Origin of the sequence: Maribellus comscasis (genome assembly GCF_009762775.1) — a bacterium.
Classification (GTDB): Bacteria; Bacteroidota; Bacteroidia; order Bacteroidales; family Prolixibacteraceae; genus Draconibacterium; species Draconibacterium comscasis.
Genome location: NZ_CP046401.1, coordinates 2551420 through 2568712 on the forward strand (window position 1 = coordinate 2551420; position 17293 = coordinate 2568712).

The following is a 17293-nucleotide window of genomic DNA, read 5'->3' on the forward strand; positions in this document are numbered from 1 at the left end:
ACTGAAAAATCAGTTGCATTCTTAATAATTTAGTTATTAAATTTTGCGGCTCCTCAAAAAAACTATAAACTATTAATTGTAAGCCATGAAAAAAATCAGTCAATCTCTAAAACGCACAATCTTTTTTGTTGCCGTGTTCTTTTGCTCCTTCTCTTTGTTCTCAAACAATTATCCTCCTCTTGATTTTGAAATCAAAGGAGTTGTAAGCGATTCGGTGTCAGGCGATGGAATTTCCTACGTAACCATAAGCATTCAAACCGAAAAAGGCGTGATAAAACGTTTGGCCAGCGATGCATCAGGAAAATTTTCATTTTCGCTCGATTCCGTTGGCACCTACGATGTAATCTTCCATTCCATTGGTTACCAGATGCAGGTAAAACAAATCAAATTAAACAAATCTGCTACTAAAATCGACCTTGGTACCATTCCCCTTAAACATTCGGTTGAACAAATCGGAGAAGTGACGGTGGCCGTTCAAAAACCCCTGATTCGAACAGAGCCTGACAAGATTGTTTACAGCCTGGAAACCGACCCGGAATCGAAAACCAGCAATGTACTTGAAATGCTGAGAAAAGTGCCTCTTCTTTCAGTCGACGGAGAGGACAATATTCAAATGAAAGGTTCTTCCAATTTTAAAATACTGATTAACGGTAAAAGTTCTGCCATGGTTTCGCAAAACCCGAAAGAAGTGCTGCGAAGTTTACCGGCAAGCAGTGTAAAAGATATTGAGGTGATTACCGATCCCTCATCAAAATACGAAGCCGAAGGAACAGCCGGAATCATAAACATTATTACCAATAAAAACCAGATTGAAGGATTTCTGGCACGTGGAAGCGGAAGTGTTGATTCACGCGGAGGATACAGTGGAGGACTTTACGCAACTTCGAAAATTAACAAATTTGGTTTCTCTTTAAATTATAATTACAACAAATATCTTCAGCCCAAAAGCGAATCGGAAAGTTACCGTGAAAATTACCAAAGTACAACCAACCGATACACCGAAACCGAAGGCTATAACAAAAGCACCGGCCGTTACAATTTTTTAATGGGTGAGGCCAGTTATGAAATTGACACCTTGAATTTAATCAGTCTTTCTTTTTTTGGCTACGGAGGAGATTTTTCCAGTCCGGGCTACAGTTTAACCAACGATTATGACACTGACCGAATTCTTACACGTCAATTTGAAAATACGATTAAAAGCAGTAACGGCTTTGGATCTTTGTCGGGAAATATCGATTATCAGCGTACGTTCGACAAACCGGATAAAACCTTTACCGTTTCCTACCGGCTCGACAATTCTCCACGAAATACAGACTATAAAAATGTAATTAACGGAATCCTTGATTATCCTTCATACCAGCAAAAAACCACAAACGATGCAGTGGGTCGCGAACACACCTTTCAATTAGATTATTACGACCCGATTACAAAAGTTCACCAGATAGAGACAGGGATAAAATACATTTTAAGACAAAATAAAAGTAATTCTGATATTTTCAGGTTTAACGAGGATACTGATGAATGGGAACGAGATTTAACACGGAACAATGATCTGGATTACGACCAGCACGTAGTTGGAATTTATGGCGGCTATGTCCTCAAACTAAAAAAAATAAACATAAAAACCGGGTTACGGGCAGAAATTACAAAAAACGACGGTGTATTTACGTCAACTTCCGACACAACCTTTACCAACCGAATGTTTAACCTTATCCCCTATGTTACGCTTTCCAAAAATCTTAAAAACGGACAAAATGTTAAACTGTCTTATACACAACGTTTATCCCGTCCGGGAATTTGGTACCTCAATCCTTTTTACAATGATTCCGACCCTTTAAATGTTCGTTACGGAAACCCAAAACTCGACTCAGAAATCAGACACACCTTCAACTTTACCTATGGAAAATTTTCTCCTAAATTCAACTTTAACCTGAACCTAAGCTCCGCATTTGAAAACAACTCAATTACCTCAATTACAACTCTCCAGCCCGACGGAGTAAGTGTAACCACTTATGAGAATATTGGGAAATACCAGGATTATAGTGGTTATATTTACGGGATGGTTAAAGTAGGAAAAAAGTTAAGTTTTAACTCAAATATCGGAGCATATTACACCATTCTGGAAAGCAATGGCGGGCAAAATCTAAGCAACGAGGGTTTTCGCTACCGAGGGACGCTATCAATGCGATATAATGTCTGGGAAAACGGAACCTTCTCCATCTACGGTGGGATGTATTCTCCCTCCATTATGCTACAGGGAGAATCTTCAAGTTACAATTACTCAAATGTCGCGTTCTCACAATCATTTTTCGACAAAAAACTACGGGTAAATTTCTCGGTGAGCGACCCGTTCAGAGAGAGAATGGAATTCTCAAGTACCTTACAAGATGACACGTTTTACAGAAAATCGAAAAATTATAACTACAACCGAACTTTCAGAGTTTACATTTCGTACCAGATTGGACAGATGAAGGAGCAAATTAAAAAAGCCCGGCGCTCAATAAAAAATACCGATTTAAAAAGTGGTGGCGACAGCGGACAGGGAGCAAGTACAGGAGGTGGTCAATAGCGACAGGAAATGAAAATAAAATCCATAATAGTTGACGATGAAAAAAACGGCCGGGAGAACCTGGCTGGTATTCTGAATCAGTACTGCCCCGAAATAGAACTTTTAGGGCAGGCGGATTCAGCAGAATCGGGTATTTCGCTCATCAGGAAATGTAATCCCGAATTGGTTTTTCTGGATATCGAAATGCCAAAGGCTGACGGGTTTCAGTTACTTGAGCATTTTAAAGATTTTCATTTTGAAGTGATCTTTGTTACCGCATTTGATAATTACGCCATAAAAGCAATCCGCTTTTCGGCCACCGATTATATTCTGAAACCCATAAATATTAACGAACTAAAAGCCGCAGTTGAAACGGTAGCTGCACGAATAAGGCAAAAAATGGAGAACCAGCGGATGAAGGAGTTGGTCTACAACATCAGCCAACCACAAAATCCCCGAATCGGGTTACCTACCGGCGACCGCATTGAGTTTGTTGAGGTAGAAAAAATAATACGGTGCCAGGGAGAAGGGAATTATACGCACATCTACTTTAAAGAGAGCCGGCACTTGTTTGTTGCCAAAACTTTGGTCGAATTTGAAGACTTATTAAAGGAATATTCATTTCTACGTGTTCATAAAACCCATTTGGTAAACCTAAAACATGTGGTTAGTTATTTGAAAAACGACGGCGGCATTCTTCAGCTCACCAATGGAGATTCGATTTCAATTTCGCGCCGCCGAAAAGAAACAGTACTACAGGAAATGAAAATAATGAATAAGATAAAAACCTTTTTGTGAAGACTTTCTTTAGAAATAAACTCTGGCTTACAGCCCTGCCGATTGCTTTGGGTGTCATCTTATTTCTTATTGTTAACGCCCGTAAAGAACCTAAAAAGTCAGTTTATCCTTTAAACGTGATGGTAACATTCGACGAGACTAAATTTGTAGTACAAAATTGTGATACAATTGATTTTGTAAACGCTACACTTTCTTTAAACGAATACTACAAGATAAACGGAGTCAATTTAAAAGCAGGAGAAAATTACACCATTTGGCCAGTTGAATTTGTTCACAGTAACGGAAAACATTTTTCCAAGCGGCAGCCCCTGCTAAAATTCTCGATTTGGTGCGAATTGAATGATAATAACAATGGTTTTTACAATAAAAAATTCAGGTGATATTGAAATGTTAAAATTTTGGTATTCACCAAATTGTTTTTTTACCTTTAAAAACCAAAACAAAAAAAGCAACCATGAGAACACTGTTAGCATTTCTAATCACGCTTGGTATTTTTTCCGTAGCCATTGCGCAGGATTCTGCTCCGAAAGAACTTTTTAAACCCGGACCGAAGTTGAAACAAGACACTTCTATATTAAAGATTCCCGGCTTTAAACCAACAAATCCGTTTAGCGATGATTCCGTTTTTAACTATCAACTGCCCAATCCGGAATCGCCGTTTAAAAAAAATGACAACATTACATCACAAGCTTCTTCCGATTCCTATGATCCATTTAAGATGCCAATTGCAGGATTAGAGATGCATTCGAACCTAAACATGCCTGTCTGGGTACCCGATTCAACAGTAAATTATTCTCTCATGATAAAAAAGCCGGGCTCAACCTGGTATAAGGGGAATAACCCGCTGCCGGATTCTGAAATTGTGCAGCAGGGAATAAAAAAGTAAACGCATTTGGGTTAAAAAAATCTTCAAAAAAAGTCCGATTATAAAAAGAGCAGGCGATTAAAAAAATGCCTGCTCTCGTCATGCCGTATTTACGTTGTATTATTTATAAAAAGGTAGTATTAAATATGTATAAATCATACATCCTACACAAATCCCCAGTGCAAACTCAAGCGAAGCAAAAAATACCAGTACTCCGCTAACAACAAGCGCAGCTGCACCCAGATTCAGTATAAACAAAACACTTATTCCCAGAGTCATTACAAAACCCAAACGCGCTGCAAATATTTTTTGAGCTTTCCCTACGGGTTTTTTACTAAAATTCAAAACATTTATCAGCCGCGAGCTGATATAACTGACCGGGCTGTATTTAACTTCTGTAAACGCCCTCACAAAAAAGTCGGCCAAAAGAAAAATAAAAAACAGTACGGAATTGAAAATAAATCCTGACACAATCAACAAAATAGTAATTAGAGCATTAGCCCTTGTAACGCGTTCATTTACTATTTCATCAGTTATCGGACAAACTAAACTTCTCATGTTTCTTTTTCAACTTAAATATTTACATTTTCAAATTAAATACAAAAAAGTCTTTTATTGTATGATTTTGATAAAAGTTGTTGAATTCCTTACAAAAAATTAACAAATTGAAAAAGAAATCATTTTGGATACAAAAGATAAGCCAAAGTTCAAAATATCATTTTGTTTAAATATTATTTAATTTTGAAAATATTGACAGCCAATTATGATAAAATAGAAATTTGTGCTAAAAAACATAAAACATTAATTTCATCATGTTTTAAACAAACCAGACCCTTTAGTTTTGTTTTTATAAATACATTGTAAAATTTAAATTTTTTATCAAACCATTTTAAGTCTTTATTATTTGAATATAGTATTTCTCTTTTTGCAACTGGTTTTGCAAAAAAACATTGATCAAACAAAGAAGAGGCTTTACTAATTTGTTTATACATAAAATTGCGAGTTCAATGAATCAGTTTTTCCAATTTCTAACTTTCATTTTTTTTGCCGCGCTAGGAATCCCAACCCTTGCACAAAATGAAAATTCAGTAAGCACAGAAAAAGTCGGACCGGTTTTCAAAGACGGAGAAGCGCAAATCGTTCCTGAATTTAATGACCCGGATTACTGGATTCGTGAAGACCTGTGGGTGGAAACCGAATTTGATTCAGATGGAGATGGCAAACGCGACAGAATGCATGTGGATGTGACCCGCCCGCGACAAACCGAAACCGAAGGTTTAAAACTGCCGGTAGTTTATGAAACCAGTCCTTATTTTGCCGGAACCGGCTCTCTGGACAGAAAGTATTTATGGAATGTAAAACAGGAATTGCACACCACGCCTCCCAGAAGAGAACATGTTCCACAGTTTACGGCAAAGGTAAACCGCCCGATCCTTTCAAAATCGCATGTAAAAGACTGGGTGCCGCGCGGTTTTATTGTAGTTCATTCTTCATCTCCCGGAACCGGGCTTTCACAAGGCTGTCCAACCGTAGGAGGAGACAATGAATCGCTGGCACCAAAAGCAGTTATCGACTGGCTGAACGGCAGGGCAAAAGGATTTACTACTCCCGATGGAAATAAAGAAGTAACAGCCAATTGGACAACGGGAAAAGTAGGAATGATTGGCACTTCCTACAACGGAACCCTTCCGCTGGCAGCAGCAACAACCGGAGTTGAGGGATTGGAGGCCATTATTCCGGTTGCTCCAAATACTTCGTATTATCATTATTATCGATCCAATGTACTGATTAGGCATCCGGGAGGTTGGCTTGGCGAAGACATCGACTATTTATACGACTGGATTCACAGTGGAAATCCCGAGCGTTGTGCGTATTGCGACAGTATTATCCGCGACAAGGAAATGTATGGAAACTTTGACCGTATTTCCGGCGATTATAACGATTTCTGGGCCGGCCGCGATTACCTCAATGATTTGGAACCACTAAAAGCTGCCGTTTTAATGGCACACGCTTTTAACGATTGGAACGTAGTTCCCGAACACAGTTACCGAATTTCCAAAGCGCTAAAAGAAAAAGGAGTGCCGCTGCAAATATTTTATCACCAGGGAGGGCATGGAGGAGAACCGCCCATGATAATGATGAACCGTTGGTTTACCCGTTATTTGTTTGGAATTGATAACGGCGTGGAAAATGACTCAAAGGCCTGGATAGTTAGGGAAAATGATGAAAGAACAGATCCTACCCCTTACAAAGATTATCCAAATCCGGAGGCAAAACCGGTTCAGTTCTTCCCGCAGAAAGGTGCTCCCAAAACCGGCGGTTTAACGCTAAGCAAAAAACCAAAACAAGGAAAAGAAACACTGGTTGATAACGTTTCATTTAGTGGTTCAACGCTGGCCCAGGCGGAAAATACGGAACACCGGCTTTTATTTCTAACTCCCATTTTAACTAAAGACATTCATATCTCAGGAGAAACTTCAATTACCATCAGTTTGGCGAGCAACAAACCCGCAGCAAATTTGTCGGTTTGGTTAGTTTCACTGCCATGGAATAACCGCAGAAATGCAAAAATAACCGATAATATTATCACCCGTGGGTGGGCGGACCCCCAGAATTATAAATCGCTTACCGAAAGTGAACCGCTAAAAAAAGGAAAATTTTACGAGATGACTTTTAATCTTCAACCCGACGATCAGGTTATTCCTGCCGGGCAACAAATCGGATTAATGATCTTTTCCAGCGATCGTGATTTTACCCTGTGGCCAAACCCCGGAACAAAATTAACTGTTGATTTGGATGCCACATCCCTAAGCATCCCTGTAGTTGGAGGAACCGCAACTTTTTCAAAAGCAATTCAATAAAAATTAGAAAGAAAAAAGAAAATATGATTTACAGAGCTACCGGAATTCTTTTGTTGATTTTTGGAATAACAACGGGTATTTTTGCACAAAAAACACAATTCACTCATCAGGATTCATTGCGTGGAAGTATTACCCCGGAACGGGCATGGTGGGATTTAACTTACTATCACCTCAGTGTAAAAGTAAACCCCGGCGACAGCACCTTTTCGGGCACAAATCTGATTCAATACCGGGTAATCGAACCCAATCAAAAAATACAAATTGATCTGCAACCACCCATGAAAATTTCGAAAATTACTCAAAATGGTGTAGAACAGAAATTTGCAAGGGACGGAAACGCGTGGTTTATTTCACTAAGCAAAAAACAACAAAAAGGTGAAGTACTGGAGTTACTTGTTGAGTATAACGGAAAACCCAAAGTAAGTCGCCGTCCTCCCTGGGATGGAGGTGTGAGCTGGAAAAAAGATGAAAAAGGAAGACCATTTATTGTTACAGCAAACCAGGGCGACGGAGCAAGTTTATGGTGGCCCTGCAAAGATCATCCTTACGATGAACCCGACAGCATGTTGATCAGTGTAACTTTCCCTGAAAATTTAATGGATGTTTCAAACGGAAAACTTATAAAACTTGACAATAACAACGACGGGACAAAAACCGCGCACTGGTTTGTCAACAATCCAATTAATTCATACGGGGTAAATATCAACATTGGAAACTATGTTCACTTTGGCGATACCTACAAAGGCAAAAAAGGTGCACTCGATTGTAATTTCTGGGTGATGGACTACAACCTCGAAAAAGCAAAAAAACATTTTGAACAGGCTTACCAAATGCTTGAAGCCTTTGAATACTGGTTTGGCCCTTACCCATTTTACAACGACGGTTACAAATTGGTTGAAGTTCCCTACCCGGGAATGGAGCACCAAAGTTCGGTAACCTACGGAAATGGTTTTAAAAACGGTTATGGCGGCCGCGATGAAAGCCACACGGGATATGGAATGAAATTCGATTTTATAATCATCCACGAATCGGGCCATGAATGGTTTGCAAACAACGTTACCAACTGGGACGAAGCTGACATGTGGATTCATGAAAGTTTTACCGCTTATTCCGAAAGTTTATTTGTCGAATATTTTTGGGGAAAGGAAGCCGGCGCTGAATATTGTCGGGGAACACGTCTCAACATCAGTAACGACCGACCTATCATCGGAGTTTACGGGGTAAACTACCCCGGCTCGGGCGATATGTATTCGAAAGGTGCCAATATGTTACATACGCTTCGCCAAATTGTAAACGATGATAAAAAATGGAGAAAAATACTCAGGGGACTCAACGAAACGTTTTATCATCAAACCGTTAAAGCCGAACAAATAGAAAAATACATTTCCTCGGAAACAGAACTTGATCTGGAATCATTTTTTAATCAATATTTACGCGACACAAGAATTCCCACGTTAGAATATGCCATTGTTGACAATGAAATTCGCTACCGTTGGACAAATTGTGTTAACGATTTTAATATGCCTGTAAGAGTTTATATCAGTGGAGAAATGAAATGGATATACCCCACCAGGCGCTGGAGCAGATTAAAACAAAGTGGGAGTTATAAATCGTTTGAAATCGATAAGAACTTTTATGTAGCTGCTTTTCCAATTACTGTAATCAATTAAGCGATTTTGTAGAATCTGATTAAAAAAAATTTGATTAAATTAACCTCAGTACAAATTTGAATCTGTTTTTGGATTTTTCAAGTACTAAACGAAATTTGATCAAATAAACAAAATCAGACATGTACAAAATAGCAGAAACAACACTCCCCACTGGTCTGCTTTTCTTTCTTAAAAGAAATCCAGCCGTCGATGGCCACACCCTTTGGCTCAATTTTGAACCGATTTCCGAGACAATGCGGGAAAATGTCCGGCGGAGAATATACATTTTGTATAGTTCTGGTGACGCTACAACAATAAAAACAGCACAGAACGAATTGGCAGAAAATCTGAAAGGAATTCCCGAAATTACCTGGAAGGATAAAAATCTAAAACAAGTTGACGTATGAAAAGATTAACCGTATTGTTATTGCTGACTGGCCTCTCACTTTTCTCCGTAAGCCAAAACATGCTGGAGAGATATCAGAAAGCGGAAAAGTTCCTTCCCAAAAACATTTCAAACTTAACACGGAATGTAAATTTAAACATCAACGAGGTGAAAGGAACCAGCGATTTCTGGTATAAACTTCAAACCGAAAAAGGTGAAAGATACTATTATTTCGATGGAGAAAACATTCAGTCAGAAGAGGCTTTTGATCATTCAAAACTGGCTGCGTCACTGTCAGAATTTATCACCAAACAGGTTAACCCCGATTCTTTAAACATAGAACAACTGGTATTTATTCCCGGCGAGAACAAAATAGAATTCAGTTTTGATACGCTTTTGTTCGAAACCGATTTGCTGAATTACTCAACCTCAAAAAGAGAAAAGGAAAAACCTACTCCCAAAAACCAATCGATTTCACCAAATAAAAAGTGGATTGTTGAAGTGCGTAAGTTTAACCTTTTTCTAACAAATACTGAAACCGGCGATGAAATTCAACTTACTGACGATGGTGTGGAAAAGTACGAATACGCTACACCGCTCTCGTGGTATAAAATGGTTGACGAATCAAAAGGAGATAAATACGATCCTTCCATTTCTGTTCGCTGGACTGAAGATTCCAAAAAGTTTGTCACAATGCGGCTCGACAGGAGAAAAGTGGGTAAATTGTTTTTATACCAAAGTTTGCCGGACAGCGGATTTCGTGCAAAAGTATGGTCGTATGAACGCGCGCTGCCCGGAGAACCTGCAATAATGGAGGAATATTACATTTTTGATGTGGACTCTTTATCAAAAGTAAAAGTTGATGTTGAACCATTCGCCGATTTTACAGCAAGTATCTTTCCCACCTGGCAAAATGAAAATAAGGAGTTATATTTTGCCCGTTTTAAAAGAGGGTACCAATCCATCGAACTATTTAGGGTAAACGCTGAAACCGGCGAGGCAATTACATTGCTTACAGATTCAGCAAAAACGATGATTGAAACACAAACGGTTATTTGTAAATGGACAGAAGATGAAAGCCAGTTTTTCTGGACATCTGAGCGCGATGGATGGAATCATATATACAGATACGACAGAGACGGAAATTTTTTAAACCAGGTAACAAAAGGAAATTTTGCAGTTCGCGGAATTGAAAAAATCGACAATGAAAATCAGCTGATTTATTTTGTTGCCGGTAGTTTGGAAGAAAATGTTGACCCTTATTACAGAAACCTGTATGTTACCAATTTTGAGGGAAATTTTTTAACCCTTTTAACAAACGACAAAACCGATCATCAAATCCGGATACCGGAGAAAGGCGATTACTTTGTAGACTCTTATTCAAGAGTTGACCGGCCAACCGACCATGTAGTGCGGAGTGTGGAAAGCGGAGAAATTATTTACCGCCTGGCCTCGGCCAGTTTGGATCCCTTGTTTGCAAAAGGCTGGAAATTTCCTGAGCCATTTAAAGTAAAAGCACGCGACGGCGAAACCGATATTTATGGTTTAATTTTTTATCCTACCAATTTTGACTCGGCAAAAACATACCCTGTTCTCGATGCAACTTATTCCGGTCCCCAGGCAGTGAGGACACCCAAAACCTTTTCAAGAGGATACAACAATTATGACGTTTCAATAGCTGAACTTGGTTTTATCGTAGTTACCATCGACGGATTGGGAACCGCGTGGCGTTCAAAAGCATTTCACGATTTTTCGTATAAAAACCTCGGCGATATTGGTGCCGAAGACCACATTGCCGGTTTAAAACAACTGGCTGAAACACGCCCCTGGATGGATTTGAATCGGGTGGGAATTTACGGACACTCAGCAGGAGGTTATGATGCTGCACATGCCCTGCTTACCCATCCCGAATTTTATAAGGTGGCCGTTTCTTCTGCCGGAAATCACGATCATCGAATTGCAAAAGCATGGTGGCCGGAACAATATATGGGAATGCCCGGAAAACATTACGATGAGCAGTCGAATTTTAATCTGGCCGGAAATCTCGAAGGAAAACTGCTGCTGATTCACGGCGATATGGACAACAATGTAAATACTGCTTCCAGCCTGCGCATGGCAGCTGAACTAATAAAACACAACAAAGATTTTGAACTACTTATTATCCCCAACCGAAATCATGGATTAGCCGATCATCCCTATTTTATTCGCAAACGATGGGACTACTTCATAAAAAACCTGGCAGGCGAGAAGCCTCCTGAAGAATATGAAATAAAAACCTATAAATAAGAAACGACAAAAAACGGAGCCATTTTAAGTGACTCCGTTTTTTAACTATTTCGAAAAACGATGAAGCGGAGAGTTACGGACAGAAGATGTTACGGAACGAGTTCCCCAATTATCTTCAGCTGTGATTCCAGCATCCTCAAATGTCCAAATAATTTTCTGGTAAACAAACGCAATTTGCTCCCGAACCTGATGCCGCATGTTTTCCGGATATTGATTATTTAGCATTTCCTGTCCGATGTTTACAATACGGGCATTTTTCAACTCAATGGTGTAGTACTGAATCTCCTGCCCACTTCTTGAAGGTTGCCAAAACCGCAATTCCATTTCAGTGATATTCTCATTATTTGTTAACGCGTTCAACAAAAGAGGAGTAGATTTATCAATTTCTTTTGTTACTACAAGCGGTTTATGTTGCCTTTTGCCCGTTGGAAGTCCGGAAGCAGCATCCACCGGAGATTCTACTTCGTGATGAAACTCAACAACCATAATGGAGTCCTCGCGCCCAGCCTGTGTTACCGATCCTTTTATCTCACCTTGCGTCTGCCCCGTCAGTCTCATGTATGCATTTAAAGCCATAATTATGTTTTTAAGTTTGTTACGTAAAAATGAAACCAATGTCCATCTTTTATTTATACATTTAGAAAATGTAAGTTAAAACAAATTCACTCACAAGTCAACAAGCGGCTGATTAATAAAATTTTACAATCATGTTCAAGCAGAAAGCGTATATCGAACGAAGAAAAATCTTAAAAGAGAAAGTAGGTTCAGGAATCATTCTTTTATTTGGCAATGACGAGTCGCCAATGAATTATACCGACAATACCTATCATTTCAGGCAAGACAGCACTTTTCTTTATTATTTTGGAATTGCACATCCCGGACTGGCTGCTGTGATCGACATTGATAACGACAGAGAAATAATTTTTGGGAACGACTATACCATCGACGATATCGTATGGATGGGTCCTCAGCCCACAATTGCGGAAAGAGCAGAGCTTTGTGGCGTAAAAAATAATAAACCATTAAACAAGCTTTCTGCATTTTTACAATCGGCACAAAAAATACATTTTCTTCCTTTGTATCGCCCTGAAAATAAAATCAAACTTTTCAACCTTTTAGATATTAACCCGGCAGAAATTGACAAATCATTTTCGGTTGAACTGGTTAAAGCTGTTGTTAGTCAGCGCGAAATAAAAACAGAAGAAGAAATTAAAGAAATAGAAAAAGCGGTAGATGTTTCGGTTGATATGCATGTGGCCGCCATGAAGTTTGCCCGGCCGGGAATGACTGAAGCACAGGTCGCTGCGGAAATACACAAAGTTGCCCTCGCCGCAGGTGGTGAAATTGCATTTCCAATAATTGCAACCATAAACGGGCAAACCCTTCATAATCATTACCACGGAAACTCAATAAAAGAGGGAGATCTTTTTCTTGTGGATGCAGGTTATGAAACACCACTGGGATATGCCGGCGATTTATCAAGTACCTTCCCTGTAAGCAAAAAATTTACTCCTGAGCAAAAAGAAATTTATAAAATAACATTGGATGCCCACCAGGCGGCCATAGACGCACTCCAGATTCAGCAACCATTTAAAAATGCACATATTGCGGCATGCAAAGCCATTTTCGACGGGATGAAAAGCATGGGATTTACCAAAGGAAATACCGACAATGCAGTAGAAGCCGGAGCACACGCCTTATTCTTTCCTTGCGGAACAGGCCACATGATGGGCCTGGATGTTCACGATATGGAAGACCTTGGCGAAGTTTGGGTTGGCTACAACGGGCAGTATAAAAGCACACAATTTGGACTAAAATCGCTTCGCCTGGCCAAACCGTTGGAAACAGGCCATGTACTTACCATCGAACCGGGAATTTATTTTATTCCGGAACTGATTGATTTGTGGCGTTCCCAAAATAAATTTGACGAGTTTATTAACTGGGAAAAAGTGGATAGCTACCGCAATTTTGGAGGAATCCGGAACGAAGAAGATTTTGTAATGACCCAAAATGGCGTAAAACTACTTGGGAAGCCAAAACCAAAAACCATAGAAGAAGTGGAGAGTATTCGAAATAGCTAGATGACTATCTTCTGATAACTACAAATCTTTCTGGTATTTTAGCGTAAAAATTAGCGATTTATCGTAGTTGATAATTTAAAAAATTCCGCTTAAAAAAAACTCTTATTTTTGTCCGAAATTCAAGAGGATGAAGAAAGCGTTTTTTTTAGTCGGATTACTTACAATCTCAAAAATTATTTTTGCGCAAACTGAAATTGGTCCCGACGGGGATAAACTTCTCGGAATAATTATAGGAATTGCTCTCCTGGGAGTCGTCTTTTTGGTTTTACGAAAAACGGGGGGAAAAAAGACTCAAAAAACAAAAAAACCATTTTTCCAGTTCAAAAGAGTCCAGATAGAGCTAAAAAAAGACAGGGTGTATTTCCCTGATTTTCTAAATCTTTCTGTAAAAAATACGGGAAATACCGACATTGATCTTGACCGGCCTTTGCTGATTTTTGACAATTTCTGGTTAAAACGAAAATTCAAAATCAAGGGAATGGAGAACCGTACTTTTTATCCCTTATATCTTGAAAAAGGGAAAACGCACACACTTGAAATTGATATTAACCGTTTTTATCGTCATGATAAAAAACTCAAAAAATTTCCAAAAGCAAAAATTATTATTTCCGATGTAAAAGGGAGGCGATTGGGGAGCAAAAGCGTTTTTTTGAAAAAAACATTATTTAAGTTTTGATGAGAGAGTGGAAATTTAACCATATTGATTTTTCTGTCTATCCTTTTTATGAAAAGGACGATTTAGGGGTGTTTTGGGCGCCCGAAAAAACACTTGTGAAAATCTGGGCGCCAACGGCAAAGATTGTGGAGTTTCGCTTATATAAAGACGGAGCAACCGGAGAACCTTTTCATAAAACACAACTACAGGCCGGCAGTAACGGAACCTGGTCTACAGTTCTTTTGGGTGATTACGACGGAAAGTTTTATACATTCAGGATAAACGACGGCGAGTGGCTGGAAGAAACTCCTGATATTTACACCCGCTGTGTGGGTATAAACGGTTTGCGCGGAATGATTTATAATCCGAAAAAAACCAATCCAGAAAATTGGGAAAACGACAGCAGCCCCAAATTGCCGCATTACACCGACGCAGTAATTTATGAAACTCATGTTCGTGACTTTTCAATTGCCGAAAATTCCGGGATTCAGAGTAAAGGGAAATTTTTAGGCTTTACCGAAGAAGACACCAAAACAACAGGTGGGATAACAACCGGCCTTTCTCATTTGAAAGATCTGGGAATAACACACGTGCATCTGCTCCCGGTTTACGATTTTTTTACTGTTGATGAAGAAAAGCCTGTCGAAAAATACAATTGGGGCTACGACCCGTTGCACTACAATGCACTGGAAGGCTCGTATTCTAGCAATCCTTCCGATGGGACTGTCCGTATAAAAGAATTTAAAAAACTGGTACAGGCGCTGCATACTAATGGTATTGGAGTTGTTCTGGATGTGGTTTACAATCATACTTATTTTGCAAAAGAATCCGTATTTAACCAAACCGTTCCCGGTTATTTCTACCGGCAAAAACCCGACGGGACATTTTCAAACGCTTCAGGCTGTGGAAATGAAATTGCATCGGAACGAAAAATGGCAAGAAAGTACATCATCGATTCGCTTAAATACTGGGCTCAAGAGTTTCATATTGATGGTTTTCGCTTTGATTTGATGGGAATTTACGACCTGGATACCATGAATAAAATTCAGGAAGAACTCAAAAAAATAAATCCGGGAATTATTTTGTACGGAGAAGGATGGGCTGCCGATCAAAGCCCGATGCCGGAGGAATTGCGCGCTGTGAAGTTTAATACTCCAAAATTACCCGGCATAGCTTCGTTTAATGATGATTTCAGAGACGCCATCAAAGGAAATCACGGGAATAAAAAAAGCAAAGGTTTTGTAAGCGGGCTCGACTTACGCGAAGAATCCATAAAATTCGGGATTGTAGGTGCAACATACCACCCGCAAATTGTTTACGATTACGTTGAACCATCGCGAAGAGCATGGGCAACAGAACCGGTGCAATGCATCAATTATGCCTCCTGTCACGACAATTATACACTTTGGGATAAACTGAAATTAAGTCAGCCAAAAGCAAGTGACGAAGAATTGCGAAAAATGGTAAAACTGGCCGGCGCTCTTGTTCTTACTTCACAGGGGATTCCTTTTTTGCACTCAGGGATTGAGTTTGCACGCTCGAAGGGTGGAAACGGCAACTCATATAAATCACCGGATGCGATAAATCAAATTGACTGGGACAAAAAAGTGGAATACCTCGAAGTTTTTGAATATTTCAAAAATTTAATTCAATTGCGAAAAAACCATCCGGCCTTTCGTATTCCTTCTGCAGAACAAGTAAGAAAAAGTTTAACGTTCTTTTCAGAATACCATCCGGGAACAATTGCTTATTCCATTGATGGAAAATTGCTTGGCGACTCGTGGGAAAAAATTGTTTTACTTTTTAACGGTACCAAAACCGAAAAAAGAGTTCAACTCCCTCAGGGAAAATTTGAAATAATTGCCAATTGGTATTCAATTAATGAAAACGGACTTGGCGAAGTGGAAAACGAAGTAATGGTAGAAGGGATTTCTTTTATGCTTCTAAAAAACAGCGAGCAATAAATCGATATCTTTTGAAGGAAGATTAAAAAGGCGGCCTATTTCATGGTTTGTAAGTATCCCATGATAAACATAAACACCTTTACGAAAACCCTTCGAGCCTTTTATATAGTTGTCAACCCCTCCGTTTTCGCCAATAGCCAAAAGAATAGGAATAAGAATATTACTCATTGATATAGAGGCAGTTCGCGCAACCATCGAGGGTGAGTTGGGAACACAGTAGTGTACAACGCCATGTTTTACATAGGTTGGGTTTTTGAAATCGGTACAGTGCGAAGTTTCAAAACTGCCCCCCTGGCTTGCATTAAGATCAATAATAACCGATCCCTCTTTCATTTGTTTCACCAGCTCCTCAGACACCTTAAATTTTGGAGTGGTATTAAACGACATGGCGCCGATAACCGCATCGGCGGAAACCAAGGCTTTGCGGAGAACCTTAGGGTAAAAAACCGAAGTAAAAATCCGGCGGCCCAGTTTTTCTTCCAGTTTACTCAGTTCCGAAACCGAAGTATCAAAAACTTTTACAAAAATACCCAGTCCCAATGCTGCTCTCGCAGCATATTCAGCTGCGGTGCTTGTTCCTAAAATAACCAATTCGGCCGGAGTAACACCGGTAACTTCTCCAAACAAAACACCCTTCCCGTTTCTGGAGTTACTTAAATATTCACTTGCGATTGTAATAGCAGTCACACCTGCAATCTGACTCATTTGGTGCACAAAAGGCATAAAACCTTCCTCGTCTTCCAAATTCTCAAAAGCAATTGACGTAACTTTTTTTTGCAGCATTTTTTGAATCGACTCCTTACAATGCGATTCAATCTGCATACTTGAAATAACAACCTGGTTGCCCCTTAAAAACCCGATTTCTTCCTCATCAAAAGGAGCGAGGCGCAAAATGATATCACACTGAAAAGTCTCTTCTTTTTTATCGACAATCCGCGCACCTGATTTCCGGTAATCATCATCCAAATAACTGGCCGATTTCCCGGCGTTGGTTTCAATTAAAATTTCGTGACCATAAGAAACCAACAAATCAACTGCCTGTGGCGTTAAGGGTACACGGTATTCAACTTTTGAGTAATCGGAAGGAATGCCAATCTTTATTTTTTGCCCTTTCTTCTTTATTTCCAGCATCTCTTCTTTAGGCATTAGCATGGTTTTCGATACTAATGCCCGCTCCTTTGATTCTTCGGTTGACTTCATT

General features: G+C 39.5%; 15 protein-coding genes. 11 read left to right on the forward strand and 4 right to left on the reverse strand.

The genetic code is table 11. The features are described from left to right. Positions 1 to 85: 85 nt before the first annotated feature. From GM418_RS10150 to GM418_RS10165, 4 genes are all read left to right on the forward strand, one after another. Complete coding sequence (locus GM418_RS10150) at positions 86 to 2569, forward strand: TonB-dependent receptor (RefSeq protein ID WP_158865692.1); 2484 nt, start codon at positions 86 to 88, stop codon at positions 2567 to 2569. A 9-nt stretch (positions 2570 to 2578) separates the two neighbouring features. Next, on the forward strand, positions 2579 to 3346 hold the full coding sequence (locus GM418_RS10155) for a LytR/AlgR family response regulator transcription factor (protein WP_158865694.1): 768 nt from the start codon (positions 2579 to 2581) through the stop codon (positions 3344 to 3346). Beyond that, positions 3343 to 3726 carry a hypothetical protein gene (locus GM418_RS10160; RefSeq protein WP_158865696.1) on the forward strand — a complete coding sequence of 128 codons (384 nt, stop codon included), beginning with the start codon at positions 3343 to 3345 and terminating at the stop codon, positions 3724 to 3726. Before GM418_RS10155 ends, GM418_RS10160 begins: the two co-directional genes overlap by 4 nt. Positions 3727 to 3800: 74 nt before the next feature. After that, complete coding sequence (locus tag GM418_RS10165) at positions 3801 to 4232, forward strand: hypothetical protein (protein WP_158865698.1); 432 nt, start codon at positions 3801 to 3803, stop codon at positions 4230 to 4232. Between the two features lie 99 nt (positions 4233 to 4331). On the opposite strand, the gene GM418_RS10170 is transcribed toward GM418_RS10165, so the two are convergent. Both GM418_RS10170 and GM418_RS10175 read right to left on the reverse strand, forming a co-directional pair. Continuing rightward, positions 4332 to 4769: a DUF4395 domain-containing protein gene (locus GM418_RS10170; RefSeq protein ID WP_158865700.1), complete on the reverse strand. Its 438-nt coding sequence runs from the start codon at positions 4767 to 4769 to the stop codon at positions 4332 to 4334. A gap of 203 nt (positions 4770 to 4972) precedes the next feature. Then, entirely contained in the window at positions 4973 to 5203 is a 231-nt protein-coding gene (locus tag GM418_RS10175) for a hypothetical protein (RefSeq protein WP_158865702.1), read from the reverse strand. 15 nt (positions 5204 to 5218) lie between these two features. Here GM418_RS10175 and GM418_RS10180 point away from each other — a divergent pair, with 15 nt between their 5' ends. From GM418_RS10180 to GM418_RS10195, 4 genes are all read left to right on the forward strand, one after another. Beyond that, positions 5219 to 7072 (forward strand): Xaa-Pro dipeptidyl-peptidase, encoded by a 1854-nt coding sequence (locus GM418_RS10180; protein ID WP_158865704.1) that lies wholly within the window; start codon positions 5219 to 5221, stop codon positions 7070 to 7072. Between the two features lie 23 nt (positions 7073 to 7095). After that, positions 7096 to 8742 carry a M1 family metallopeptidase gene (locus tag GM418_RS10185; RefSeq protein ID WP_158865706.1) on the forward strand — a complete coding sequence of 549 codons (1647 nt, stop codon included), beginning with the start codon at positions 7096 to 7098 and terminating at the stop codon, positions 8740 to 8742. A gap of 119 nt (positions 8743 to 8861) precedes the next feature. Then, entirely contained in the window at positions 8862 to 9128 is a 267-nt protein-coding gene (locus GM418_RS10190; protein ID WP_158865707.1) for a beta-N-acetylhexosaminidase family protein, read from the forward strand. Then, complete coding sequence (locus GM418_RS10195; protein ID WP_158865709.1) at positions 9125 to 11392, forward strand: S9 family peptidase; 2268 nt, start codon at positions 9125 to 9127, stop codon at positions 11390 to 11392. Before GM418_RS10190 ends, GM418_RS10195 begins: the two co-directional genes overlap by 4 nt. Before the next feature lie 45 nt (positions 11393 to 11437). Here the strand turns inward: GM418_RS10195 and GM418_RS10200 are convergent, their stop codons facing one another. Then, positions 11438 to 11968, reverse strand: a complete 531-nt coding sequence (locus tag GM418_RS10200; RefSeq protein WP_158865711.1) for an Hcp family type VI secretion system effector — start codon at positions 11966 to 11968, stop codon at positions 11438 to 11440. A gap of 131 nt (positions 11969 to 12099) precedes the next feature. On the opposite strand from GM418_RS10200, the gene GM418_RS10205 reads away from it, so the two are divergent. From GM418_RS10205 to pulA, 3 genes are all read left to right on the forward strand, one after another. Then, positions 12100 to 13473, forward strand: a complete 1374-nt coding sequence (locus GM418_RS10205) for an aminopeptidase P family protein (RefSeq protein ID WP_158865713.1) — start codon at positions 12100 to 12102, stop codon at positions 13471 to 13473. A gap of 127 nt (positions 13474 to 13600) precedes the next feature. Continuing rightward, positions 13601 to 14149: a hypothetical protein gene (locus GM418_RS10210; protein ID WP_158865715.1), complete on the forward strand. Its 549-nt coding sequence runs from the start codon at positions 13601 to 13603 to the stop codon at positions 14147 to 14149. Continuing rightward, positions 14149 to 16092, forward strand: a complete 1944-nt coding sequence (gene pulA / locus GM418_RS10215; protein ID WP_158865717.1) for a type I pullulanase — start codon at positions 14149 to 14151, stop codon at positions 16090 to 16092. The genes GM418_RS10210 and pulA overlap by 1 nt, the downstream gene beginning before the upstream one ends. On the opposite strand, the gene GM418_RS10220 is transcribed toward pulA, so the two are convergent. Further along, complete coding sequence (locus tag GM418_RS10220; protein ID WP_158865719.1) at positions 16072 to 17292, reverse strand: alanine dehydrogenase; 1221 nt, start codon at positions 17290 to 17292, stop codon at positions 16072 to 16074. The two genes, pulA and GM418_RS10220, sit on opposite strands and share 21 nt — an antisense overlap. Between the last annotated feature and the right edge of the window lies 1 nt (position 17293).